At 64.1% G+C, this 24996-nt stretch carries 22 protein-coding genes and 1 pseudogene; 8 read left to right on the top strand and 15 right to left on the bottom strand.

The genetic code is table 11. The features are described from left to right. Positions 1 to 74 precede the first annotated feature (74 nt). The 7 genes from EXV95_RS01195 to EXV95_RS01165 all read right to left on the bottom strand — a co-directional run bounded on the left by EXV95_RS01195 (position 75) and on the right by EXV95_RS01165 (position 8146). Positions 75 to 1628 (bottom strand): malonyl-CoA synthase, encoded by a 1554-nt coding sequence (locus EXV95_RS01195; protein ID WP_176885500.1) that lies wholly within the window; start codon positions 1626 to 1628, stop codon positions 75 to 77. A 50-nt stretch (positions 1629 to 1678) separates the two neighbouring features. Then, the gene (locus tag EXV95_RS01190) at positions 1679 to 2482 is read right to left on the bottom strand and encodes an enoyl-CoA hydratase/isomerase family protein (RefSeq protein WP_176885499.1); all 804 of its coding nucleotides are present in this window, start codon (positions 2480 to 2482) and stop codon (positions 1679 to 1681) included. 141 nt (positions 2483 to 2623) lie between these two features. Next, positions 2624 to 3625, bottom strand: coding sequence for a tripartite tricarboxylate transporter substrate binding protein (locus EXV95_RS01185; RefSeq protein ID WP_176885497.1), 1002 nt, complete (start codon positions 3623 to 3625; stop codon positions 2624 to 2626). Positions 3626 to 3798: 173 nt separating this feature from the next. Next, on the bottom strand, positions 3799 to 5334 hold the full coding sequence (locus tag EXV95_RS01180) for a malonyl-CoA decarboxylase (protein WP_255484874.1): 1536 nt from the start codon (positions 5332 to 5334) through the stop codon (positions 3799 to 3801). Next, the gene (locus tag EXV95_RS01175) at positions 5331 to 5999 is read right to left on the bottom strand and encodes a GntR family transcriptional regulator (protein WP_121422656.1); all 669 of its coding nucleotides are present in this window, start codon (positions 5997 to 5999) and stop codon (positions 5331 to 5333) included. Before EXV95_RS01175 ends, EXV95_RS01180 begins: the two co-directional genes overlap by 4 nt. A 368-nt stretch (positions 6000 to 6367) precedes the next feature. Beyond that, entirely contained in the window at positions 6368 to 7195 is an 828-nt protein-coding gene (gene lgt / locus EXV95_RS01170; RefSeq protein ID WP_176885496.1) for a prolipoprotein diacylglyceryl transferase, read from the bottom strand. 24 nt (positions 7196 to 7219) lie between these two features. Continuing rightward, positions 7220 to 8146, bottom strand: coding sequence for a LysR family transcriptional regulator (locus EXV95_RS01165; protein ID WP_176885494.1), 927 nt, complete (start codon positions 8144 to 8146; stop codon positions 7220 to 7222). Between the two features lie 121 nt (positions 8147 to 8267). Between EXV95_RS01165 and ilvD the strand changes: the two genes are divergently transcribed. Continuing rightward, on the top strand, positions 8268 to 9974 hold the full coding sequence (gene ilvD / locus EXV95_RS01160) for a dihydroxy-acid dehydratase (RefSeq protein ID WP_176885492.1): 1707 nt from the start codon (positions 8268 to 8270) through the stop codon (positions 9972 to 9974). Between the two features lie 103 nt (positions 9975 to 10077). Here ilvD and EXV95_RS01155 read toward each other — a convergent pair whose 3' ends face one another. The 6 genes from EXV95_RS01155 to EXV95_RS01130 form a co-directional block, all read right to left on the bottom strand. Beyond that, positions 10078 to 11238, bottom strand: coding sequence for a YncE family protein (locus EXV95_RS01155; RefSeq protein ID WP_176885490.1), 1161 nt, complete (start codon positions 11236 to 11238; stop codon positions 10078 to 10080). Positions 11239 to 11285: 47 nt separating this feature from the next. After that, positions 11286 to 12050 carry an ABC transporter ATP-binding protein gene (locus EXV95_RS01150; protein WP_176885489.1) on the bottom strand — a complete coding sequence of 255 codons (765 nt, stop codon included), beginning with the start codon at positions 12048 to 12050 and terminating at the stop codon, positions 11286 to 11288. A 26-nt stretch (positions 12051 to 12076) separates the two neighbouring features. After that, positions 12077 to 12850 carry an ABC transporter permease gene (locus tag EXV95_RS01145; RefSeq protein WP_176885487.1) on the bottom strand — a complete coding sequence of 258 codons (774 nt, stop codon included), beginning with the start codon at positions 12848 to 12850 and terminating at the stop codon, positions 12077 to 12079. Positions 12851 to 12917: 67 nt separating this feature from the next. Continuing rightward, positions 12918 to 14039 (bottom strand): glycosyltransferase family 1 protein, encoded by a 1122-nt coding sequence (locus tag EXV95_RS01140; protein ID WP_176885486.1) that lies wholly within the window; start codon positions 14037 to 14039, stop codon positions 12918 to 12920. Positions 14040 to 14088: 49 nt separating this feature from the next. Further along, positions 14089 to 15165: a GDP-mannose 4,6-dehydratase gene (gmd, locus tag EXV95_RS01135; RefSeq protein ID WP_176885484.1), complete on the bottom strand. Its 1077-nt coding sequence runs from the start codon at positions 15163 to 15165 to the stop codon at positions 14089 to 14091. Between the two features lie 48 nt (positions 15166 to 15213). Then, positions 15214 to 15456, bottom strand: a complete 243-nt coding sequence (locus EXV95_RS01130; protein ID WP_055400492.1) for a TIGR04438 family Trp-rich protein — start codon at positions 15454 to 15456, stop codon at positions 15214 to 15216. 113 nt (positions 15457 to 15569) lie between these two features. On the opposite strand from EXV95_RS01130, the gene EXV95_RS01125 reads away from it, so the two are divergent. Beyond that, positions 15570 to 15875 (top strand): c-type cytochrome, encoded by a 306-nt coding sequence (locus EXV95_RS01125; protein ID WP_055400490.1) that lies wholly within the window; start codon positions 15570 to 15572, stop codon positions 15873 to 15875. A 156-nt stretch (positions 15876 to 16031) separates the two neighbouring features. Here the strand turns inward: EXV95_RS01125 and EXV95_RS01120 are convergent, their stop codons facing one another. Both EXV95_RS01120 and acs read right to left on the bottom strand, forming a co-directional pair. Continuing rightward, on the bottom strand, positions 16032 to 16514 hold the full coding sequence (locus tag EXV95_RS01120) for a hypothetical protein (RefSeq protein WP_055400488.1): 483 nt from the start codon (positions 16512 to 16514) through the stop codon (positions 16032 to 16034). Positions 16515 to 16913: 399 nt separating this feature from the next. Next, a complete protein-coding gene (gene acs, locus EXV95_RS01115; RefSeq protein WP_176885483.1) occupies positions 16914 to 18908 on the bottom strand; it encodes an acetate--CoA ligase in 1995 nt (664 codons plus the stop codon). Between the two features lie 223 nt (positions 18909 to 19131). On the opposite strand from acs, the gene EXV95_RS01110 reads away from it, so the two are divergent. The 6 genes and pseudogenes from EXV95_RS01110 (at position 19132) to EXV95_RS01085 (ending at position 24913) form a co-directional block, all read left to right on the top strand. Then, positions 19132 to 19704 carry a TIGR00645 family protein gene (locus tag EXV95_RS01110; protein WP_218135473.1) on the top strand — a complete coding sequence of 191 codons (573 nt, stop codon included), beginning with the start codon at positions 19132 to 19134 and terminating at the stop codon, positions 19702 to 19704. A 203-nt stretch (positions 19705 to 19907) separates the two neighbouring features. Further along, positions 19908 to 20756, top strand: coding sequence for an intradiol ring-cleavage dioxygenase (locus tag EXV95_RS01105; RefSeq protein WP_176885482.1), 849 nt, complete (start codon positions 19908 to 19910; stop codon positions 20754 to 20756). Positions 20757 to 20921: 165 nt separating this feature from the next. Beyond that, complete coding sequence (locus EXV95_RS01100) at positions 20922 to 21224, top strand: hypothetical protein (RefSeq protein ID WP_233559342.1); 303 nt, start codon at positions 20922 to 20924, stop codon at positions 21222 to 21224. A gap of 20 nt (positions 21225 to 21244) precedes the next feature. Then, complete coding sequence (locus EXV95_RS01095) at positions 21245 to 22828, top strand: ATP-binding protein (RefSeq protein WP_176885480.1); 1584 nt, start codon at positions 21245 to 21247, stop codon at positions 22826 to 22828. Next, positions 22825 to 23528: pseudogene (locus EXV95_RS01090) on the top strand (response regulator). The gene EXV95_RS01095 and the pseudogene EXV95_RS01090 overlap by 4 nt, the downstream one beginning before the upstream one ends. Before the next feature lie 212 nt (positions 23529 to 23740). After that, on the top strand, positions 23741 to 24913 hold the full coding sequence (locus tag EXV95_RS01085) for a DNA topoisomerase IB (protein WP_176885478.1): 1173 nt from the start codon (positions 23741 to 23743) through the stop codon (positions 24911 to 24913). Positions 24914 to 24996: the final 83 nt, after the last annotated feature.

Raw genomic sequence — 24996 nt, 5'->3', positions numbered from 1 at the left:
TTGCGGATGGACGCATTCCGGTGCTTACTCTGATCGGGCCCGCCAAGGCGGGCCTAGATGTTGCCCTTTCAGCTTCACACAAACAACCCCTTGTACCGATCCCGCAGCAGATTCTTCTGCACCTTCCCCATCGTATTGCGCGGCAGCTCCCCCACCACAAAGCACTTCTTCGGAATCTTGAAATTGGCCAGTTGTGACTTGAGCTGGGCCACGATGGCATCAGCATCCAGTTGGGCGCCGGGCTTGGCAATGACCACGGCCACGCCCACTTCGCCAAAGTCGGGGTGGTGCACGCCGACCAGGGCGCTTTCGGCTACGCCGGGCATTTCGTTGATGTAGCCCTCGATCTCTGCGGGGTAGACGTTGTAGCCACCGCTGATGATGAGGTCTTTGCTGCGGCCCACGATGTGGACGTAGCCGCGTTCATCGACCTTGCCCACGTCGCCAGTCTTGAAGTAGCCGTCTTTCGTGAACTCTTCGGCGGTCTTTTCAGGCATGCGCCAGTAGCCCTTGAACACGTTGGGGCCCTTGACCTGGATGCCGCCGATTTCGCCCACGGGCAAGTCTTTGCCATCGTCGCCCTGCACGCGCAGGCTCACGCCCGGCAGGGGGAAGCCCACGGTGCCGCCACGGCGTTCATCCTGGCCCTGGTAGCGCTTGTCAGCGGCGTAGGGGTTGCTGGTGAGCATGATGGTTTCGCTCATGCCGTAGCGCTCCAGAATGGTGTGGCCGGTGCGTTGCTGCCATTCCTTGAAGGTTTCGATGAGCAGCGGCGCAGAGCCTGCGATGAACAGGCGCATGTTCTTCACGGCCTGCTTGTTCAAAGCCGCTTCAGCCAGCATGCGCACGTACAGCGTGGGCACGCCCATGAACACTGTTGCGCGGGGCATGGCGGCGATGACGGCCTTGGGGTCGAACTTGGCCATCCAGATCATCTTGCTGCCGTTGATGAGCGCGCCGTGGATGGCGACGAACAGGCCGTGGACGTGGAAGATGGGCAAGGCGTGAATCAACACATCACCAGCCTTCCACCCCCAGTAGTCTTTCAGCATCACCGCGTTGCTGAGCATGTTGCCGTGCGTGAGCATGGCGCCCTTGCTGCGGCCGGTGGTGCCGCTGGTGTAGAGGATGGCGGCCAGGTCGTCGGCGGCTTTCACTGCAGGGGTGTGCTCATCGCTGTGGTGAGTGGCGCGCTCCAGCAGGCTGCCGGTGCGGTCGTCACCCAGGGTGAACACATGCTGTGTGCCCAGGGTGAAGGCGATTTTGCTGACCCAGCCAAAGTTGCCGGGGCTGCACACCACCACGGCGGGCTCGGCGTTGCCGATGAAGTATTCGATCTCAGCGCTTTGGTAGGCGGTGTTGAGGGGCAAGAACACGTAGCCCGCGCGCAGCGTGGCCAGGTACAGCGCCATGGCTTCGACGGACTTTTCCACCTGCACTGCCACGCGGCTGCCTTCGGGCAGCTTGAGCGATGCGAGCAGGTTGGCGATGCGGGCGCTGGCGCGGTCCAGGTCGCGCCAGGTGTAGAACAGCGGCGTGCCGTCCGCCGCCGTGGTCTCGACGGCGGTGCTGTCCAGGTCAGACGGGAAGGCTGCGCGCAGGGCGCTGAAGAGGTTGTTTTGGCTCATGGCAGATGGACGGTTTTAGAGGTTTGGATCAACAAGGCGGGCGGGGCCCGTCAAAACAACGGCGCGCGTTTTTCTAGGAACGCGGTGATGCCTTCGCGGTGCTCGGCGCTGTCCGCGTAGGCATAGGGGTCAGGCGCCCCGTTTACTATATTTTTCATAGCTGCTTGCGCTTTACCATCAAGCGCCAGAGGCATTTTTAATGCCAGAAATGTCTGCTTGTTCATGCGGGCGGCCTGCGGCGCCAGTGCGGCGATGCGCAGTGCGCTGCCCAGGGCCTCGGTGGCCACCATGTCGTCGGCCACCACACGACTCAGAAAGCCGCGCGCCATCATGTCAGAGGCGCTGAAGGTGGCGGCCTCCAGCAGCATCTGGCGTGCGGTCACGTCACCCACAGCACCCGCCACCAGCTGCGCCTCGCGCGGGGCCATCGGGAAACCCAGCTTGGCAATCGGCGCGCCAAAACGCGCACCACTGCCCGCCACCCGGATGTCGCAGCAGCTGGCAATCTCCACCCCGGCACCCATGCAGGCGCCACGGATCTGCGCCACCACAGGCACGTCGCACTGGAGCATGGCGTTGAGCCCACCCCAGACGTCGTTCTCATGAAAGTCCCGCAAGGCAGCGGCGTCAAACCGAAAGCCGGGGTATTCCGAAATGTCACCGCCCGCACAGAAGGCATCGCCCTCCCCCGCAATGAGCACGCAGCGCACATCGCTGCGCTGCTGGATGTCTTCAAACACCGCACGCAGCTGCCGCCACATAGGTCGCGACATGGCGTTCAGCCTCCCGGCATGGCGCAAGGTGACATGCATCACACCTTGCGCACCCGCATCCATCAACACTTCACCCGACATATTCGTTGCCCATCACGATTGCAAAATCCCCTGCCCGCAACAACTGGCGCAGCGCCACCGCCCGTGCCACCGTGGAACCGGCTTTGCCGGGCCACGGGTGGCGTCCCCCTTCAGGGGGATGGCGCGAAGCGCCTCAGGGGGTCAATCCAGCTTCGCGCCAGAGGCCTTCACCACCGCCGCCCAGCGCTTGACCTCGCTGCTGACCATGGCCGCAAACTGCGGCTGGGTGAGGCCGCCGTATTCGGCGCCGTTGTTGGCCCAGATCGTCTTGAGTTCGTCAGCGCTGCCCAGCTTGCGCACCTCGTCCACGATGCGCGCCTGCACATCGGCGGGCGTGCCCTTGGGCGCCCACAGGCCGTACCAGGTGGTGACGGTGTAGTCGGGCAGGCCAACTTCGGCGGCGCAGGGTACGTCTGGGAACGCGGCATTGCGCTTGGGGCCCGACACCATGAGTGCCTTGATACGGCCACCTTTGATGTGGGACGCCGAGGAACCCAGCCCGTCAAACATCATGTCCACCTGCCCACCGATCAAGTCCTGCAGAGCGGGGCCTGCGCCGCGGTAAGGGATGTGGGTGATGAAGGTGCCCGTCTGCTGCTTGAACAGCTCGCCCGCCAGGTGGTGCGACGTGCCAGCGCCCGCAGACCCGTAGTTGAGCTTGGCGGGGTTGCGCTTCACATAGTCCATGAACTGCTGGAAGTTATTGACCGGCACGGCCTTGGGGTTGACCACGAGCACCTGGGGCACGTTGGCCAGCAAGAACAGCGGAATGAAGTCTTTCTCCAGGTCGTAGTCGAGCTTGGGGTACATCGATGGGGCGATCGCATGGTGCACGGCCCCCATGAAGAGCGTGTAGCCGTCTGGTGCGGCCTTGGAGGCAAAGCTGGCCCCCACGGTGCCGCCCGCGCCCCCTCGGTTGTCGATCACCAGCGTTTTGCCGGTGGCCTTGGAGAACTGCGCTGCCAAGGGGCGCGCAAAGGCATCGGTGCCGCCGCCCGCAGGGAACGGCACCACCAGGTTCACCGGTTTGGTGGGCCAGGCCGATGCCTGGGCCCATGCAGGCACCGTGCCCGTGGCCAGCCCCAAACCTGTGGCAGCAGCCCCCAGCAGCACCTCGCGGCGCTGAATTCGCATGTCTTTCATTCCTTGTCTCCTGTCGTCGTTGTAAAAAAGGAAAGCAGGCCTACGGTGCCCCACCGTTCAAAACCGTGCCAGGCACGTGCCACCATCGGCTGGTTCCCCTCTGAGGGGGTCCATCGGCCATTGTCTGCGCCGAAGATGACGATGATGGCATTGCGCGGCACCGGGGCCTGCAGTCAGTCACGGCACAGGCTGTCGATGTCCCCCGACACCGGCACCTTGCCTTGCGCGAGCAAGCTGCGGTGCTTGTCGATGCGCTTGAGGTCGTACAGGTAGTTCACCATCAACCCGTACGATTGTTTCAGTCCTTTGCTGGACGGGTCTCCCGCCCAGTTGAGGCGTTCTACCCGCGCTCCGTTGCCCAGGTGGAAGCGGGCCACCGGGTCCACCGGCTTTCCGTCCTGCAGCTCACGGGCCAGATAGCGTGCGGCGCATTCCATCAGCATCTGGCGTACCGGTGATCGGGCGTCCAGGTCGGTGGCCTTGTCGAGCGCAGCCAGCAGATGGGTGGCCTGCGGGGGTTCAAAGCCCACGGCCCGGCCCAGCTCGGTGCGGCGCTTGTCATCCAGGCGCTCCAGCATCGCACCGGCATGCTTGCCCAGCCAAGCGCGGAAACCCGGAATCGGCGACAACGTCGCAAAGGTGCGCAGCCGGGGAAATTCGGCCGTGAGGGTCTCCACCACATGCTTGATGAGTGAATCGCCAAAGCTCACACCACGCAGCCCGGTCTGGGTGTTGCTGATCGAATAGAAAATCGCCGTGGTGGCCCGCCCGATGTCAGCGGGTGCCGCCGCTTCGTCGAGCAAAGGCGTGATGCTGGACGAGATTTTGTCCACCAGCGCCACCTCCACAAAGATCAAAGGCTCGTTGGGCAAACGCGGGTGAAAGAAGCCGTAGCAGCGGCGGTCGCTGTCGAGCCGGTTTTTCAGATCGGCCCAGCTGCGGATGTCATGCACGGCCTCGTACTTGATGAGCTTTTCGATCAGCGAGGCGGGCGAGTCCCACGACAGGCGTCTTAGCTCCAGAAAGGCCACGTCAAACCAGGTCGAGAACAGGTGCTCCAGCTCGGCATCCAGCGCCAACAGGCGCTTGTCGGACTTGAGCAGGGGCAGCAGCTCGGCACGCATGTCCAGCAAGAACCGCATGCCTTCAGGGAAAGCAGAAAAACGCTGCAGCAGCCGCGTGCGCGGCGACACCAGTGCACGGCGCAGGCTGATCTCGGCCTGGCCTTCTTCGGCCGTGCCAGCCGCTGCTTCGTAGCGCTGGCGGGCCGACTTGAAGCGCGTGGCGTCGGGGGCGAACTGCTCGCACATCAGCAGCCACATATCGCGGCGCTCTTCGGGCTCGGCCTTGGCATACCACTCGGCCACGGCCTGGGCGCGGCGGCCACCTTCGATCTCGCTCACCTGCGGGGCCACCACCTCCTGCAGGTCGGCCAGCAGGCGGCGCAGCGCGCGGGGCGACAGAGCCTCCTGCCCGCGCCGCAGCGTGGCCTGCAGCCGCTCGTTGGTGGAACGCGGTACGGCGACCTTGGCCACCACATCGGTCACCGATTTGTCGAGCCCGGCGCGGGCCGGTTTGTCGGCCGCCTTCTCGCTTGCCTTCTCGCTTGCCTTCTCGCCGGTCTTTTCAGCGGGCTTGTCTGCGGCGGGCGCTGCCGTGCGCAGGCGCGACACGCTGCGGGTGATCCATTCGGGGGTGCTGTTGATCATGGGGTGAGCCTCGATTGCTGGTTGCGGGCTACGTCGCGCAGCGCATCGCGCTGGCGCAACAGATGGTTGCGCATGGCCTCTTCGGCGGCGTCGCAGTCGCGCGCCTTGAGCGCGGCGAACACCGCCAGGTGCTCGGCCAGGCTTTGCTGCAGACGGCCGGGCACATGCAGCGTTTGCGCCCGGGCCAGGCGCAGGATCTTTCGCAGGTCGCCAATCACCTGGGCCAGCCAGCGGTTGTCCGCCAGTGTGATGAAGGCCTCGTGGATGGCGTAGTTGGCTTCGTAGTAGTCGGCGATCAGGCCTTCAGCGGCAAACTGCTGCAGCCGCTGGTGCAACACCTCAAGCGCCGCAACATCCGCCGCGACCGCCTTGCGCGTAGCCTCATGGGCCGCCCGACCCTCCAGCAGCGCGATCACGGGAAAAAGATCGTCCAGGTCGCGCTCGGTGATCTCAGCCACAAAGCAGCCGCGGCGCGGTTCGTGGCGCAGCAAGCCCTCCGCCACCAGCACCTTGAGCGCCTCGCGCAGCGGCGTGCGCGAAATAGCGAGCCGCTCGCACAAGGCCGCTTCGTCCAGGAAACTCCCGGGGGGCAAGGCGCCCGCGAAGATTTGCTCGCGCAAGCGCGAGGCGGCTTCGTCGTGCAGTGAGTTGGGAACCGGGCGCATGGTGCGGGGAAAACTCCAGGGTGTCAGGGTGCGCAGGCAAAACGCCTGCATCTTTTGCTGCCAACGCGGCTTCAAATGCCGCCAAACGTCAACATCACTCTGAATAGTTCGTAATTTCTCATAATTACGCAAAATCACAAGAGGAAAACCCTGAAATGTGCCGATGGGGCGACAAACGGTGCACCCATGGTGCAGAGATGCAACACAAGGGCCGTTTCATGTCGGTAAAAAGCCGCATGGGGAGCGCGGCGGTGGCGGGTCAACACATCGCCCCACCCTACCCACCAGCAGAGCACTTACCTCGCAACGGCAAGTACTACTATTTTCATAGCTGGTAGCGCTTATCAGTTAAGCGCTAGAGGCCAATTTCACCTGATTTTTTGCGCCACTGCGGGCTGACGCTGTGCCCACACCCACAGACCCACGCCCGCAGCGATCATCGGCACGCACAGCCACTGGCCCATGCTCATGCCCAAGGACAGGATGCCGAGGAACGCATCGGGCTCGCGAAAGTATTCGGCAATAAAGCGGAAGGAGCCGTACCCCACCAGGAAAGCGGCGGCCACCTGGCCCTGGCGGCGTTCTTTGCGCGCGTACAGCCACAGCAGGATGAACAGCAGCAAGCCCTCCATGAGGAACTGGTAGACCTGCGACGGATGGCGCGGCTGCATCGATCCGCTGTGCGCAAACACCATGCCCCACGGCAGGTCCGGGCTGGAAAAACGGCCCCACAGTTCGCCGTTGATGAAGTTGCCCACCCGTCCTGCGGCCAAGCCCGTGGGCACGCAGGGCGCCACAAAGTCGGCCACCTGCAGCCAGGGGCGCTTGCGCGAATGTGCGAACCACAACATGGCCACGATCACGCCCAACAAGCCACCGTGAAAGGCCATGCCCCCTTGCCACACGGCAAAAATCTCCAGGGGGTGACTCAGGTAGTACGCTGGTTTATAGAACAGGCAGTACCCCAACCTACCCCCGACCACCACACCCGCCACCCCCAGGAACAGGATGTCTTCCACATCCTTGCGCGACCAAGCGCCAGGCCCGGTGATGGAGGCAAACGGCTCGTGCCGAAGGCGCCGGATGCCCAGCAGCATGAACAGGCCAAAGGCCGCAAGATAGGTCAGGCCGTACCAGTGGATGGCCAGCGGTCCGATCTGCAGGGCGACAGGGTCGATGTGGGGATAAGTCAGCATGGGGGCGATTGTGCACGCGCAGCACTACCCTTTCAGGGCACTGGCCTGCACCTCCTGGGCCACAAAATCGATCCACCGGGCCAGTGCGGGGGGCACGGCAGCGCCCCAGACCAGGCTGGTTTCGCACACGGGCGCTAGGGGAGATTTGCCGCCCAGCTCCCGGTAGACAACGCCCGGCCGCTGAAACTGCTGCACGCTGGCAGGCACCCAGGCCAGCCCCAGGTCGGCCGACACCAAGTTGACGATGGTCTGCATCTGGATGGCCTCCTGGGCCACCTGCGGCACCTGCCCCGCTGCGTGGTACAGCGCCACGATGGCGTCGTACAGCGATGGCAGGATGGGGCGGGGGAAAATCACCAGGGGCTCCAGCAGCAAATCGGAGAACCGCACGGTGGGCCGACGCGCGAGCGGATGGTGTTCAGGCAGCGCCAGCACCAGCGGCTCTTGCGCCACGCACAGGCTTTGCAGCGCCGGGGGCGCCTGGCCGGGCGTGTGCAAAAGCAGCCCGGCATCAATCTCCCCCCGCGCCAGCGCCTGCAGTTGCACGTCGCCCGTCGCCTCGATCAGTTCAAGCCGCACCCCGGGCCACTGCGCCCGGAAGGCACGTACCCACTGCGGCAGCATCCCGAAACCCACGGTCGAGACAAACGCCAGCCGCAGCCGCCCCACCTCGCCCGCTGCCGCTGCGCGCGCCTGTACGGGAAGCGCCTGGGCGCGGTCGATCAAATCCAGCACCTGCGGCAACAGGGCAGCCCCGGCCGGAGTGAGCTGCACGCTGCGTTTGGTGCGGTCGAACAGCTGAAGGCCCAACGTGCGCTCCAGCCCGGCAATGGCCTGGGTGAGCGGCGGTTGTGTCATGTGCAGGCGCTGCGCCGCGCGGCCAAAGTGCAGCTCCTGGGCTACTGCGGCAAATTGCCGCCACAAGCGCATATCAATGAATGGCTCTTTCATATGCTGTACATATTAATCGCCCTGTACAAATGGATTGGATGGCGCCCGCCAATCGCCGCATACTCGCGGCTGCGAAAAGTTTCTCCCCCCACAAGAATCGCTCCACGAAGGAAAACACACCATGGCAGACAACAAAGTCATCCCGATCCAGCCCATCAACCGCCGCAGCGCCAACATCACCCAAGGCAAGTCGCGCGCGCCCAACCGCTCCATGTACTACGCCATGGGCTACGAAGAAGGCGACTTCGTGAAACCCATGGTGGGCGTGGCCAATGGCCACAGCACCATCACCCCCTGCAACAGCGGCCTGCAGAAGCTGGCCGACGCAGCCATTGCAGGCATTGAGGAAGCGGGCGGCAACGCCCAGGTGTTCGGCACGCCCACCATCAGCGACGGCATGGCCATGGGCACCGAAGGCATGAAGTACAGCCTGGTGAGCCGCGAAGTCATCAGCGACTGCATCGAGACCTGCGTGGGCGGCCAGTGGATGGACGGCGTGCTGGTGGTAGGCGGCTGTGACAAAAACATGCCCGGCGGCCTGATGGGCATGCTGCGCGCCAACGTGCCCGCCATCTATGTCTACGGCGGCACCATCCTGCCAGGGCACTACAAGGGCCAGGACCTGAACATCGTGAGCGTGTTTGAGGCCGTCGGCGAGAACGCCGCCGGCAAGATGAGCGACTTTGACCTGAAGGAAATCGAGAAGCGCGCCATCCCCGGAACCGGCTCTTGCGGCGGCATGTATACCGCCAATACGATGTCCAGCGCGTTCGAGGCCCTGGGCATCAGCCTGCCCTACTCGTCCACCATGGCCAACCCGCACGACGAAAAGATGAACTCGGCCAAGGAATCGGCCAAGGTGCTGATCGAGGCCATCAAGATGGACCTGAAGCCGCGCGACATCGTGACCAAGAAGTCCATCGAGAACGCCGTGGCCGTCATCATGGCCACGGGCGGCTCCACCAACGCGGTGCTGCACTTCCTGGCCATTGCCCACGCGGCAGGCGTGGAATGGACCATTGACGACTTCGAACGTGTGCGCGTGAAGACCCCCGTGCTGTGCGACCTCAAGCCCAGCGGCAAATACCTGGCGGTGGACCTGCACCGCGCTGGCGGCATCCCGCAGGTCATGAAGATCTTGCTGAACGCAGGCCTGCTGCATGGCGACTGCATCACCATCGAAGGCAAGACGATTGCCGAAGTGCTCAAGGATGTGCCGGACGAGCCGCGCGCCGACCAGGACGTGATCCGCCCCATCAGCAACCCGATGTACGCCCAAGGCCACCTGGCCATCCTCAAAGGCAACCTGAGCCCCGAGGGCGCTGTGGCCAAGATCACGGGCCTGAAGAACCCCGTGATCACCGGACCGGCCCGCGTGTTTGACGACGAACAATCGGCGCTGGAAGCCATCCTGGCCGGCAAGATCAAGGCGGGGGACGTGATGGTGCTGCGCTATCTGGGCCCCAAGGGCGGCCCCGGCATGCCCGAAATGCTGGCCCCCACTGGCGCGCTGATTGGTGCTGGCCTGGGTGAAAGCGTGGGCCTGATCACCGACGGCCGCTTCTCTGGCGGCACCTGGGGCATGGTGGTCGGCCACGTGGCGCCCGAAGCGGCAGCCGGTGGCACCATCGCTTTCGTGAACGAAGGCGACAGCATCACCATCGACGCACGCCAACTGCTGCTGGAGCTGAACGTGAGCGAAGAAGAGATCGCCAAGCGCCGCGCCACCTGGACGGCCCCCGCACCGCGTTACACGCGCGGGGTGCAGGCCAAGTTCGCGTTCAATGCATCAAGCGCCAGCAAGGGTGCGGTACTCGACGCGTATTGACGTTCAGCGCTTTCAAAAAGCAAAAGCCCGCCGCTCCCGGCGGGCTTTTTTTTGCTGCCAAGACCATGGCATCCACGTTGTGTGCCCCCGCGTGACTTGCGCCTTAAAACTCGCGCCGCCTCGACCGCCACCGGATCCAGCCGCCCGCCAAAGCTCTCAACGGTGCGGTCACACGCCAGGACCAGCTTGCGCGCATCAATCCCACTTCCTTTCGCACGGCCGCCGTCACGGCAGCCTCACGGGCCGCTACATCCCGCACCAGCCGGAGCACGGTCACCCGCGTACGGTCTGCAGGTGAGGCGCTGGGCGAGCCTGGGTTCACCGCATCTTCTGGCGCCGAGGCTTCCACACCGGCCGCGATGTCGCGGATGTCGAAAAAGGCCAGGGGCTGCTCTGCACAGGTGGTCACCATCAGGCCCCAGGGCTCATGCACATCGATGCCCTTGGGGCCGCCCTCGCGCGGGTTGTGGTGCCCCCGCTCAAACACAGCGTCATCCAGCACGCGGAACACGGCATTCGGCTCGGCCAGGCTGCACCACCCGGAAGGATCTCGGTGAAACACGGCCACATGGGGGGCGCCAGCATCCGCCACCAGCAGAATGCGCCCGCCCGCCAGGAAACACAGCCCATGGGGGTAGCTGACGCCACGCAGTTGTGCCGCAGGCGCGTTGCCAGGCGCAAGAAACTCATCGTTGCGGTAGAGTGCGACAATGTGGCGGTCGTGGTTGCTGACCGCCACCCATTCAGCATTGGGGTCCAGCGCCACACCATCCGGAACCTCCAGCCCGTGCTGCATGAGAAGCTGCGCATCCAGATGGGAAAAACCTGCAGCAGCGTTCAGCAGGTGATGGGTCACGTAATGGGAAAAGCCGTTGCACACCCACAGCTCGTGCAAGCCTGCGCCCAGATCCCGTGCGCACAGGCTTCCTGGGGTACTCAGGAGCTCCGTCTCCTGCTTGCCGATCACGGACAGGGGCTCCAACGTGTGCAACGCGGTCAGACGACCCGCCGGGGGAATGTCGAACAGCGATACATCACCCTCCCGGCTGGCGACCGCGATGATGCTGTTGCTGATCCAGCACAGGCCATGGGGGCGCTTGAGGCTGGTGGACGCGACCTCCACGGCATCCGTCAGGCAAACCACCTTCTTCCCGTTTTCAAACTGGCAGTCCACCCCGACGACCAGCACCCTGTTCAGCGTGATGGCGGCCAGCGCCACACGGCGCCCGTCGGGCGACCAGCTCACATCTTCGGTTCGACCCATGGATGCAATAGCATCTAACACCTCTGCGGGGCCGATGCATGCCAGTCTCACGGCGAAACCCCTTGCTGGACGTTGTGAAACGCCAAGGCATCGTCCACACTGCCATCCATCACCACGCGTCCATCCTTGAGGACCAGCGCGCGGTTGCAAAAGCTCTTGAGAATGACCTCGTTATGGGATGCCAGCACCAGAATGGAGACCTGCTCGATCAGCCCGTTGATGCGCTCCTTGGCCTGGCTGAAAAACTTGGCATCACCAGCACCAATCATTTCGTCCATGAGCAGAATATCGGGAACCACGCTCGTGGACACCGCAAACGCCAGGCGCAGCAGCATGCCCTGTGAGTACGTCCTGACCGGCAACTGAAGATGCTCGCCCAGCTGGGTGAATGCCTCCACCGAGGGTATGAGGCCCATCGCCTGCTTGCGTGTCAGACCCAACACAATGCCCCGCATGATGATGTTGTCGTACCCAGTGGCATCGACATCCATGCCCAGCATGATGTCTGTGAGCGCTGCAATCCGGCCACTGAAGGACAGCTCGCCTTGCATGGGCTCATAGACGCCCGAGAGCACGCGCAGCAGCGTGGTTTTGCCAGCGCCGTTCGAACCAATCAGGCCGACCCGATCCCCCGGACGCAGCAACAGGCTCACATCACGCAACGCATGCACGCTGACCTGCCGCAAACCGCTGGCCTCCACACGGGCCTTGTCACGCATAGGAAGCCCCAGCACCGTATTGAGCAGGCCCCGTGACCGCGTAGTGAACACGGGAAAGTCGATGGATACGTTGGACAACTGGATATGGGCCATCTTGGGATACCGAAGGGTGGCGGCGCCTACAGCCAGTACACAATCCGCCGCCGAATCGCGACGTACTGCCAAAAGAAAATCAAACCCAACAGCAGGACCAGCCCCACTGCGGCACCCCAGGTCTGCAGGCTGGGGACCTCTCCCATCAAGGGGCTGCGCGTCAGGTCCAGAAAAAGCGCCAATGGATTCAGGCGTACCACCCACTGTGCACGTTCGGTCAGCTGGTCAGGCACCCAGAGCACGGGGGTCACAAAAAAACTGACCTGCATCAGGCTGCCCAGGGCCACCGTCACGTCACGAAAGCGGGCCGCAAGGCCCCCCAGAATGGCAACTACAAAACTGGCAGCCAGCAAAGTCAGGGCGGTGGCGCCAAGCAGCGCCCCCCACTGCACAGCCCCCAGCCGTCCCGCCCACCACAAGACGGCCAACACAATGACCGCGCTGTGCAGCATCAGGATGGAGCATCGAAACACAGTGCGGAACACAAACGCCATCTTGGGGTAAGGCGTCTGCTTCAAAAATGCGTCCGAGCCGATATAGGTCAAGCAGCCCTCGTTGATCAGCGCAGTGAAGTACCCGAACAGCACATGCCCGGCACAAAAATACGGCAGGTACCACTCGGCCGGGTACTTGAACAGCTGCGCACCGATCAAGCCAAAAGCAACGATGAAAATGGCCGTGTGCAGCGTAATCCAGACAGGCCCCAGAAAGGTCCGCCGATACTGCTTGGCGACATCGTTCCAGCCCATAAAACACCAGAAGCGCCACGCCACCATGGCGCTCCAGATGTCAAGCCCCAACAATTGAATTTGCCTCTGACGCGCAGACACGGGGGGATTGGCGGTTGAATGAGCCATCACAGCAATATCAAGCCATCGACTCGTAGACGCGCAGGGTTTTTTCTGCGCACGCTTGCCAGGTGAAAGCGCGCACGCGATCACGCCCGCGCGCAACCAGTTGGCCCGCCAGTTCTGAGTTCTCGGCAACTCGCCGCATCGCATCCGCAAGTTCGTCGATGCGCAGAGGATCAATCAGCAAGGCCGCATCCCCCGCAACCTCCGGGATGGAGGTCGTGTTGGACGCCACCACCGGTACCCCCGCCGCAAAGGCTTCCAGAACCGGCAGTCCGAATCCCTCGTGGAGCGACGGGAACACCAGGGCCGTTGCACGCTTGATAACCACCTGAAGATCGGCATCCGGCAAATGCTGCAGCCAGCGGACATGTTTGAGCGCGCCCCCGGTGAATTGGGCGACAACGTCTTCGCACCCCCAGCCCGGTTTGCCGACCACCACCAACGGAAACTCCCGCTGCAGAGGCTCGGGCAGGCTGGCGTGGGCCAAAAGCAGGCGGCTGATGTTCTTGCGCGGCTGCAGGGTACCGACGCTCACAAAATAGCGGTCTGGCAATGCATGCCGATCCCGCACGGCTTTTTCCACAGATTCATCGACCGGTGCAAACCACTGCGAACCTACACCCAGAGGAATGGCAGTGATCCGCTCTTCGGGCAGGCGGAAGTGCGTAGCGATCTCCTGGCGGGAGTAATTGGAAATCGTGATGACCTGCTGCGCCCAGAACGCAGTACGCCGCCACAATTCGTTTTTCAGGCCCTTGAACCGGTATCGGACCCACTCGGGATGAGAGAGCGGGATCGCATCAAAAATCGTCGCCACCACCGGCGTTCCACGCAAGCGCGGAACCAGATGGTCGGTGGCATGGATGACATCAATCCCCGCGCAGAGCGCGCGGCGCACCCTGCCAAAGTCCACCCCCGGCAGCGTTGCGGCCAGGGCCTGCCGCGCAAAAGGTCCAAAGGACATCGCAGGTGTCGCGCCCTGCCAGAGGCTCGCCGGAGCATCGAACAGATACGGCTGCAGTTGCGCTGACGGCGGCATGGCAGCCATCAGCTCCCGGGTGTAGGTACCAATGCCATCCACACCACCCTGCTGGACAGTACGTGCCAGCACGCTGACGCCAAAAGCTACCCTCATCGGGCCACCTCACACAGCAGCCAGCAGGGCCCACAGTAGTGGTTCACCATCATCGGGCCCCGGGATAAGTGCGCCGCAAGTCTGCTTCCACCATCATTCGACAGATCTGCTCTACGGAGGTGCGCGCCTCCCAACCCAGTTCGGCCCGGGCACGGGAGGCGTCGCCCACCAGGATATCCACCTCTGCAGGGCGAAAGAAACCGGGATCCACGCTCGCCACAACGCGCCCCGTCCCCACATCCACGGCCACTTCCGAAGCAGCGGCACCCGCAAACTCCAGGGATATGCCGGTAATCGAGAACGCCATACGCACAAAGTCGCGCACGGTCTGCTGGCGGCCGGTTGCCAGCACGTAGGTACCAGGCCTGTCTGCCTGCATCATCTGCCACATGCCTTCGACGTACTCGGCCGCAAAACCCCAGTCGCGACGCGCATCCAGGTTGCCCAATTCGAGCACGCCCCTTTCGCCATGGGCCATGCGGGCCACTGCATTCGATATCTTGCGTGTCACAAATTCACTGCCCCGAAGGGGGCTTTCATGGTTGAACAGAATACCGCTGACGGCATAGATGCCATAAGCTTCCCGGTAGTTGATGGTCATCCAGTGGGCAAACAGCTTGGACACCGCATAAGGGCTGCGCGGACAAAAGGGGGTGGACTCGCACTGCGGCGTTTGACCCACCCCACCGAACATCTCTGAGGAACTGGCCTGGTAGTAGCGTATGTGGGGATCCACCAGCCGGACAGCTTCCAGCAGATTCAATGCCCCTTGGCCATTGACAAGCGCCGTAGTGGTCGGAGCGTCAAAACTCGCTCCCACAAAGCTCTGTGCCGCCAGGTTATACAACTCGTCCGGACGGAATTTTTGCAGAAGTGCAATGGCAGAGCCGGGGTCGGTCAGATCAAAATCAACCAGCAGCAAATGGGGATGGTCCATCACGCCCAGCTCCTGAAGGCGCCAGGTATTCACACTGCTGGTGCGTCGATGGGTGCCTATGACCTGGTAACCCTTGTTCAGCAGAAACGCTGCCAGATAGGCGCCATCCTGCCCGGTGACACCCGTGATGATGGCCGTCTTGCCACTTGCAGCGATGATGGGCTCTTTTCTGTAACACAACCTTGCCATACCCGCCCCAGGATCGGAGCGGCGACCGGCGGCTGCAGAGTCTTGGAGTCAACGAGGTTTGCGCGGGCGCATGCCCAGGGCTTCCTTGTTCTTGTTGATCCGGTCCTGCTTGCGTTGCTCCATCTTTTCCATGGCTTTACGTTTCGTATATCCCGTGGAATCAGCCCAGGCCCACCATAAGGCCGTGGCACCAAAAGGCGCCAGCACCCACCACCAGGACCAGGCGGCCACGGGTCCAACCTCGAAATACTTCAATGCCAGAAGCAACAGTGAAAGACCCAGCAGGTACATCGCGATCTCCAGAAAAGGCCGAAACCGCCCGGTTGACCCCGGACAAATCCCTGTCAACCCAAGCCACTACAATTCCATTAAAGAACTGTAACTCAACCACAGGAATTCCCACCATGAAGCGTACCCTGATCACCCTTGCCATGACGCTGTCGGTTGCGGCACCGGCCATGGCCGACTTGGCCTTGGCAACCTCGAAGAACTGCATGGCTTGCCACGCTGTGGACAAAAAGCTGGTGGGCCCTTCGTACAAGGATGTGGCTGCCAAATACTCCGGTCAGAAAGATGCCGTGGACAAGCTGGCCGCCAAGATCGTCAAGGGCGGCGCGGGAGTGTGGGGTCCAGTTCCGATGCCTGCCAACGCACAGGTCAACGATGCAGAAGCCAAGAAGCTGGCTGCGTGGGTGCTGACGCAGAAGTAAATCGCCTCAACCTCACCCCGGGGGCGGCATAGCCCCTTGGTGAAAGGCCGCGCCACGCACTGTGACGCGGCCTTTATAGTTTCTAGAACCTGTTTTGCTTTTCAGGGCGCGGGCAAATTGCAGGACACAGCAACAAAAAGCTGCGAGCCCCTCTGATCACACCCGAGAAACGACCGGCACCGCCTCCAGCCCGCGCGTTCGCAGCTGGTGCTCAAGCTGCCCCACATACGCTGCTGTGGAGTTGTCGGACTCGGTGGCACGCGCTGCCAGGTGCGCTTCCAGTTCATCCAGCCGCGCCAACACAGTGGCGTGCGCCTGCTGGTGCTGAGCATCGAGAAAAGCCCGCAACTCCGTAAAACGCGAGGCTTCCGCCTTGTCCGCCAGTTCGCGCTGGACCTGCATTTCCTTGGTATGACGTCGCGTCTCCATCAATACCGAACCTTGGAGCGACAAGACATAGACGATAAAAAAGATGCCCAGCAAGCCCGTAAGGCCCAACATGATGAGCCCCAGCGGAGCCTCAAAGACCACAATGCCGAGGGACACCAGGGACGGTGCGGCCAGAGCGGGCCAATTGAGGGCGGCGAGTGCAGCAATGGCTAAAACCGTCACCCAAAGAACGATGGAACGCAGATGCATGAAAACCTCCTGTATGCAGCGCCCAGGCGAAGATCCGCAAGCGCCATGCGCCGTTGTAACGCATGCACGGGCCGTCACCGACCGCAGGCGGGAGATTTCAGGCGGTGTCCTACAGAGAGGACCAGGGAGGAGCGGAGCCCTAGGGAGCCCCGCAAGCGCGGTGGACCAGCGACTGGATTGTGTGGCCATGTCACATCGCTACGCGATGAGAGTGCCCCTGAATCCGGCAAGCGCTGCGCTGGCGCCTTTCGGCGCCTTCTGGATCAGTTGGTCTGGGCTTTGATCACCCGCAGTGGAGCACCATCCGATTTTGTGGGCACGTCACATCGCTACGCGATATGAGTGCCCCCAAACCCCGCAAGCGCTGCGCGCTGGCGCCGTTACACGGCGCCTTCTGGATCAGTTGGTCTGAGCCAACTGATCCAGGATTGCGGGGTTTTCCAACGTGCTGGTGTCCTGCGTGATGGCCTCGCCCTTCGCGATGCTGCGCAGCAACCGACGCATGATCTTGCCGCTGCGGGTCTTGGGCAGGTTATCGCCAAAGCGGATGTCCTTGGGCTTGGCGATGGGGCCGATTTCCTTGGCAACCCAGTTGCGCAGTTCGTTGGCAATCTGCTTGGCTTCTTCGCCCGTGGGGCGGGAACGCTTGAGCACAACGAAGGCGCAGATGGCCTCGCCAGTCACATCATCGGGGCGGCCCACCACAGCGGCCTCGGCGACGAGGTCGGTCTTGGAGACCAGGGCCGATTCGATCTCCATCGTGCCCATGCGGTGCCCCGAGACGTTCAGCACGTCATCGATACGGCCAGTGATGCGGAAGTAGCCCCGATCGGCGCTGCGCACCGCCCCATCCCCCGCCAGGTAGTAGCCCTTGAGCTCTTCGGGGAAGTAGCTCTTCTTGAAACGCTCGGGGTCGTTCCAGATGGTGCGGATCATGCTGGGCCAGGGGCGCTTGATGACGAGGATACCGCCCGAGCCGTTGGGCACATCGTTGCCCATTTCGTCCACGATGGCAGCGGTAATGCCGGGCAGGGGCAGCGTGCAGCTGCCGGGCACCAGCGGCGTGGCGCCGGGCAGCGGCGTGATGACATGGCCGCCCGTTTCGGTCTGCCAGAAAGTGTCCACGATGGGGCAACGCTCGCCGCCCACGTTCTTGTGATACCACATCCAGGCTTCGGGGTTGATGGGCTCGCCCACGCTGCCCAGGATGCGCAGGCTCGACAGGTCCGAGCGTGCAGGGTGTACCGCCTCGTCAGCTTCCGCAGCCTTGATGAGCGAACGAATGGCCGTAGGTGCTGTGTAGAAGATGGTGCACTTGTGGCGCTCGATCATCTGCCAGAAGCGGCCGGCATTCGGGAAGGTGGGAATGCCTTCAAAGATGATCTGCGTGGCGCCTGCTGCCAGCGGGCCATAGGCGACGTAGGTGTGGCCCGTGATCCAGCCGATGTCGGCCGTGCACCAGAACACATCGTCAGCGCGCAGGTCGAACGTCCAGTCCATGGTCATCTTGGCCCACAGCAGGTAGCCGCCGGTGCTGTGCTGCACGCCTTTGGGCTTGCCGGTAGAGCCGCTGGTGTAGAGGATGAACAGCGGGTGCTCGGCGCCAACGGCCACGGGGGGGCATTCGGTGCTTTGTCCAGCCAGTGCTTCGGCAAAGGTCTTGTCGCGCCCGGCCACCATGTTGCAGGCCGTGGCCGTGCGCTGGTAGACAAACACATTGCGGAGGGTGTCGCAGCCGCCCATGGCCAGGGCTTCGTCGATGATGGCCTTGAGCGGCAGCTCTTTGCCGCCCCGCATCTGGTAGTTGGCGGTGATCACGGCCACGGCACCCGCGTCAATGATGCGCTCGTGCACCGCCTTGGCGCTGAAGCCGCCAAACACCACGCTGTGCGTGGCGCCAATGCGGGCACAGGCCTGCATCGCCACCACACCTTCGATGGTCATGGGCATGTAGATCAGCACCCGGTCGCCCTTGTTCACGCCATGGGCCTTGAGGGCGTTGGCAAACTGGCTCACACGGGCCAGCAACTCTTTGTAGGTGATCTTGGTGACCGCGCCATCGTCGGCCTCAAAGAGGATGGCGGTCTTGTTCTCGGTGGGCGTGCCGATGTGGCGGTCCAGGCAGTTGGCCGAGGCATTGAGTTCGCCGTCGGCAAACCACTGGTAGAACGGTGCGTTGGATTCATCCAGCGTGCGCGTGAACGGCTTGGACCACTGCACGTTCTCGCGCGCCAGGCGCGCCCAGAAGCCCTCGAAGTCCTTGTCGGCTTCGGCACACAGCGCGTCGTAGCCCGCCATGCCTGACACGCGCGCGGCTTTGACGATCGCATCGGAGGGCGGGAACACGCGGTTCTCAACCAGTACGGACTCGATGGCGGATGTGGGCGCACTCATGGTGTTGTCTCCTGGGTCTGATGGAATTGGAATTGGGCGGTACTGTCGGCCGTGGCACTTACAAGCCACTGACTGGCACGAAGCTTACAGAATAGGCCACCTGCAACCGGGCGGAAGAGCGCTTGCGGATGAGGGGTGTCACGCGGCACCCCTAAAATCGCGCGACCCAAGATCCACCCTTCATTTCATGTCCCTCCCGAAAAAACCCGTCCCCCCCGCGCCCATGCGTCCCCTGCCCTCGCTGATTTTTGCCAGCCGGTGGCTGCAGCTGCCCCTGTACCTGGGCCTGATCCTGGCCCAGGCGGTGTACGTCTTCCACTTCTGGGTGGAGCTGGTGCATCTGATCGAGGCCGCTTTTGGCAACACCACCGCGCTCAAGAGCCTGGTCTCCAGCATTGGCTACAAGAGCGACTTCGAGGTGACCTCGCTCAACGAAACCATCATCATGCTGGTGGTGCTGGCGCTGATCGACGTGGTGATGATCTCCAACCTGCTGATCATGGTGATCGTGGGGGGCTATGAAACCTTCGTCTCGCGCCTGCACCTGGAAGACCACCCCGACCAGCCCGAGTGGCTGAGCCATGTGAACGCCTCGGTGCTCAAGGTCAAGCTGGCCACCGCCATCATCGGCATCAGCTCGATCCACCTGCTCAAGACCTTCATCAACGCCGCCAACTACGACATCAAGGTGCTGATGTGGCAGACCATCATCCATGTGGTGTTCCTGCTCAGCGCGCTGGCCATTGCCCTGACAGACCGCCTGATGGCGCATTCCACACCGCCCGCGCGCCACTGACGGCCGCCCTCCCCCCTCCGCACCCGAAAGAGGCCGCCCATTGCGGCCTCTTTGCTTATTCTTGAGTGGAAAATAGTTCTATCGCTTAACTGGCATTGATTTATAGCTACAAAAAATGTAGCAAATTAGATCGATATCTGCTCCCAAATTTCTCCCCAATCGGGCGGCACAGTGCAGGCCATACCCACTTGCAGGAGAAATCCATGGACCGCAGCACCGCCGCCCAAGCCATCGTCGCCCCCCTCGCCACCGCCACGCAGGCACCCACCAACCGCCGTTTTGCCCTGAACGCCCTGGGTTCCCTGGGCGTGGCCACCTTGTTCGGCTGCGGGGGCGGAGACACCGAAACCACGGACACGACCGACACCACCGGCACAGGTACCGGAACGGGTACAGGCACCACAACCACCTGCTCGGTTGTCCCCGAAGAAACCGCAGGCCCCTACCCCGCCGATGGCTCCACGGCCAGCAACAACACCTACAACGTGCTGGCGCTCAGCGGCATCGTGCGCTCGGACATCCGCAGCTCCATCGGCTCGTCCACGCAGGTCAGTGGCGTGCCGCTGACCATCACCATCACGCTGACGAACACCAGCGCCAGCTGCGCAGCGCTATCAGGCTACGCCATCTACCTGTGGCACTGCACGCAGGACGGCAACTACTCGGTCTACAGCTCGAACAACATTGCCGACAACTACCTGCGCGGCGTGCAGGCCACGGATGCCAGCGGCACCGTGACCTTCACCACCGTCGTGCCCGGCTGTTATGCGGGCCGCATGCCGCACATGCACCTGGAGATCTACCCCACACTCGCGTCGGCCAACAATGCGCGCAACAAGGTCAAGACCACGCAGCTGGCCTTCCCCACCGAGCTGCTCAGCAGCATCTACAGCGCCAATTCCGGCTACAGCGCCAGCGTGCGCAACCTGGCTTCCATCACCTTTGCCACCGACAACGTCTTCAGCGATGGCACCACGCTGGAGATGACCTCGATGCAGGCCAACAGCGGCGGCGGGTACTCGGCCAGCATCACGATCTCGATTGCGGCTTGACTGAAAGCTCCCCTTGAGTCGCCTTCGGCGCCCCCCCTCAGAGGGGAACGCACCCGGTGACCCGCCAAAGCCGGTTCTACGGGTGCACTGGCCTGGGCCGCGCCGGTTTCTGGCGGCGAATCCACTCGTTGAACGCTTTTCTCCATTACACCGACGGAAAAAACCATGACTTTGCACTCTCTTCGCCTCCACCTGCTGGCCCGCATGACCCTCGCGACCGTACTGGCAGCCACATCGGCCGCCCCCGTGCTGGCGCAATCGCAGGGCCGGCAAGAGCCGCCCGCTCCGCCGCCCGAAGCCTATGCCGCCTGCAAGGGCAAGACCGAAGGCGCCAGCGTGACGCTGACCATGCCCGACGGCAAATCGCTCGCAGGCACATGCCGCACAATGGGTGGCACCCTGGTGGCCATGCCCGCAGGCGGGCCTGGCGGCCCCGGCGGTGCAGGCGGCCCGCCCCCTGCCCGCTGACGACTCCTGCTGCCCCATCGATGCCCCACCTGACCCTGCACCGCAAAGCCTTCATCGCCCTGGCCGCCCTGCTGGTGGCCTTGTTGCTGATCTTTGCAGGCTTTTCGCGGCTGGGCTTGCAGCGGGGCCTGGGGCCGTATGTGGCAGAGATTGAACTGGCCCGCATGGACTGGCTGGCCGAGCGCCTGCAGGCCCACCACACGCAGACGGGCGGTTGGGAGACCCTGCGCAACCAGCCCCGCCTCTGGGGCCAGCTCAGCCACCCTGGCAGCGGCCTGCGCCGATCAAACACCCAAGGCGCAGAAGGCACCCCGCCCACCGACCGAAGCGGTTCGCCCGGCATGCCCCCCGAACTGGCGAACGGCAACCCGGCAGCGGACCGCAGCATGCAGCAGCCCCCACCACCACCCCCCGATGGCAGCCCGCCCCCGGGCGAGCGCGGCGCGGGTGGCCCACAACGCAACCCCGACGACCTGTTTCCCCGCCTGGGTCTGGTGGACGCACAGCAACACCTGGTGGCTGGCACGGCGCCCCAGCCGGGTGGCGCGCGCCTGGCACTGACCGGAGCCGACGGCAAGACCATCGGCCAGCTGGTGCTGGCACCTCCGCAGGGTGTGCGCAGCGAAGCCGACCAGGCCTTTCTGGCGCAACACCTGGGCTTTGTGGCATGGACAGGCCTGGCCGGGCTGGCACTGGCACTGCTGCTGTCGGGCTGGCTTGCACGGCGCTGGCTGGCCCCCGTCGAGGCGCTGGCCACCGGCGCGCGCGGCATTGCGCAGGGCCACCTGCACACCCGCGTGCCCGTGCACGGCAACGACGAACTGGCCCAGCTGGCACGCACCTTCAACACCATGGCCGAACAACTGAGCAGCATCGAGGCCAGCCGCCGCCAGTGGCTGGGCGACGTAGCCCACGAGCTGCGCACCCCCCTGGCCGCCATGCGCGCCGAAATCGAGGCCGTGCAGGACGGCATCCGCCCGTTTGACGACAAGACCGCGCTGCGCCTGCACCGGCAGGTGATGCGCCTGATCCAGCTGGTGGGCGACCTGCGCGCCAGCTTGGACGCGGCGGGCACCAGCGCGCCCTCGGCCCAGGTGCCCGTGCACCCGCTGTCGCTGCTGAACGAGGCGCTCGCATCCATGCGCCCGCGCTTGGCGCAGGCGGGCATCGATGTGGACACCACCGGCCTGGACGCCCTGACCGCGCAGGTTCCGGCGCAGCCCGCACCCCTGGTGCGGGGCGATGCGCAGCAACTGCACCAGGTGTTCTTGAACTTGCTGGAAAACAGCCTGCGTTACACCGACGCAGGCGGCCTGCTGCGCCTCTCGGCACGCCTGTTGCCACCGGCCGATGGAGCCGCCCAACTGCAGGTGCAGCTGGACGACAGCGCGCCCGGCGTGCCCGCGCACGAGCTGCCACGCATCTTTGACCGCCTGTACCGCGCAGAAACCTCGCGCAACCGCGACCATGGCGGCTCTGGCCTGGGCCTGGCGATCTGCCGCGCCATCGTGCTCGCGCACGGCGGCACGCTGACGGCCGACACCTCACCCCTGGGCGGCCTGCGCATCACGCTGCAACTGCCACTGCTGGACAACCCCTCATGAGCCACCGCATCCTCGTCATCGAAGACGAACCCGACATCGCCGCCATCGTGGTGGACTACCTGCGCCACGCAGGCTACACCGTAGAACACCAGGCCGAGGGCCGCGCGGCGCTCGCCAGCATGCTGGCCGCGCCGCCGGACCTCACGCTGCTGGACATCATGCTGCCCGGGCTGGATGGGCTTGAAATCCTGCGCCAGGCGCGCCGCCACACCCAGCACCCCATCATCATGCTGACCGCCCGCGTCGAAGAGGTAGACCGCCTCATCGGCCTGGAGCTGGCGCTGGCGCGGACGACTACATCTGCAAGCCGTTTTCGCCGCGCGAGGTGGTGGCCCGTGTCAAGGCCGTGCTGCGCCGCACCGCCGCCGCGCAGGAGCCACCGGCAGCCACCACTACGGTGGCAGCGCTGATGCTGGACGAGTCGCACTGGCAGGCCACGTTGCACGGCACGCCGCTGGGTCTGACGCGGCGCGAGTTCCGCCTGCTGCAAGTGCTGGCACGCCAGCAGGGGCGCATCTTCTCGCGCGCGCAGCTGCTGGACCAGGCCTATGAAGACACCCTCGATGTGAACGAGCGCGCGATCGACAGCCATATCAAGAATCTGCGCAAAAAACTCAAGGCCGCCAGCGCGGATGGCAGCGACTGGATTCGTTCGGTGTACGGCGTGGGTTTTGCGCTGGACCCGACGGCGGCCGAGTGAGCCTGAGCCGATGGGCAGATTGCTGCATTTTTAATAGCTATTGACGCTTATCCAATATGCGCAGGGACCATTTTAACCACGAAATAGTGGTGTGGCGGGCCGCCTATTCAGCCCCTGTCTCACCCCAACGCACGCAGCGCACCTACACCACCTCCGCCCGGGCACGGGTGTGATCGGGGCCACACCCTGGCCACTTTCACCTGTTCGCCCTGATGCCCGCCCTGCCCCCATCACCCCGCGCACCATCACCACCCCGGCCCACCAGCCGCCCCCAGAAGCTCCCCGGAGGCCTGGTGTACGTCACACCCGCCATGCCCGGCGTCACCCGCGTGCGCAGCGGTGCCAAGGCTTTCCGCTACCGTTTGCCCGATGGCCAGTGGCTGCAAGACCCGGACGAGGTCGCCCGCATCAAACGCCTGGCTATCCCACCGGCTTATACCGACGTGTGGATTTGCCCCCTGCCCCACGGGCACCTGCAGGCCACGGGGCTGGACGCGCGCGGACGGCGCCAATACCGTTACCACCCGCAGTGGCGCGCGCAGCGCGACGAGGGCAAGTTCGAACACATGCAGGCGTTTGGCCGCGTGCTCCCGCGCCTGCGCAGCCGCGTGGCGCGCGACCTTGCAGCGCACCGCAACGGCCAGCCTCTGACTCGCACGCTGGTGCTGGCCACGCTGGTGCGCCTGCTGGACACCACCTACCTGCGCGTGGGCAATGAGGAATACGCCGCCACCAACCGCTCGTATGGCCTGACCACGCTGCGCACGCGGCATGTGCAACTCAAGGGCAGTCAGCTCAAGCTGCGATTTCGCGGCAAGAGCGGCGTGTTGCACGAGGTCGAGCTGGACGACCCGCGCGTGGCCCGCGTGGTGCGACGCTGCCAACAACTTCCGGGGCAGGAACTCTTTCAATACGAGGACGAAGACGGTAGTTTGCGCACCGTAGGCTCGGGCGACGTGAACGACTATCTGCGCGAGATCACGCACGGCGCGGCAGACTCAGAAGGTGATCATTTCACTGCCAAGGACTTTCGCACCTGGCACGGCACCACGCAGGCGCTGGAGCTGACGCGCCTGGCCTGTACGCAACCAGTAGCCACCGCCGCCGATAAAAACGTGCGCTACAACGCCAAGGCCATCCTGGCCGAGGTGGCGCGCCAGCTGGGCAACACGCCCGCCGTGTGCAAGAAGTCGTACGTGCACCCGGCTGTGTTGGAGCTGGGCACACGATTGGCATCTGACGCGGGGCCCGGCCTGCAGGCGGTGTGGAATCACATTGGCGGCACCACATCGCCACGGGGCTTGAGCGCGGCGGAGCGCCGACTGCTGGCGTTTCTGCGCAAGCCGCAAAAGCTGCACAAGGCGCGCCCCACCACCAAAGCGTAAGCATGGTGCCGCTGGGGTGTCGCACAAGTGCCGTGCAGGGCCATCGCAGTGAGCGCTGTCTCGCTAAACTGGCATGCTGCGCC

Source organism: Acidovorax sp. JMULE5 (genome assembly GCF_013376875.1).
Taxonomy (GTDB): Bacteria; Pseudomonadota; Gammaproteobacteria; order Burkholderiales; family Burkholderiaceae_C; genus Acidovorax; species Acidovorax facilis.
The sequence above is the reverse complement of the archived record's forward strand: the minus strand, read 5'-3'. Positions and strand labels throughout refer to the sequence as shown.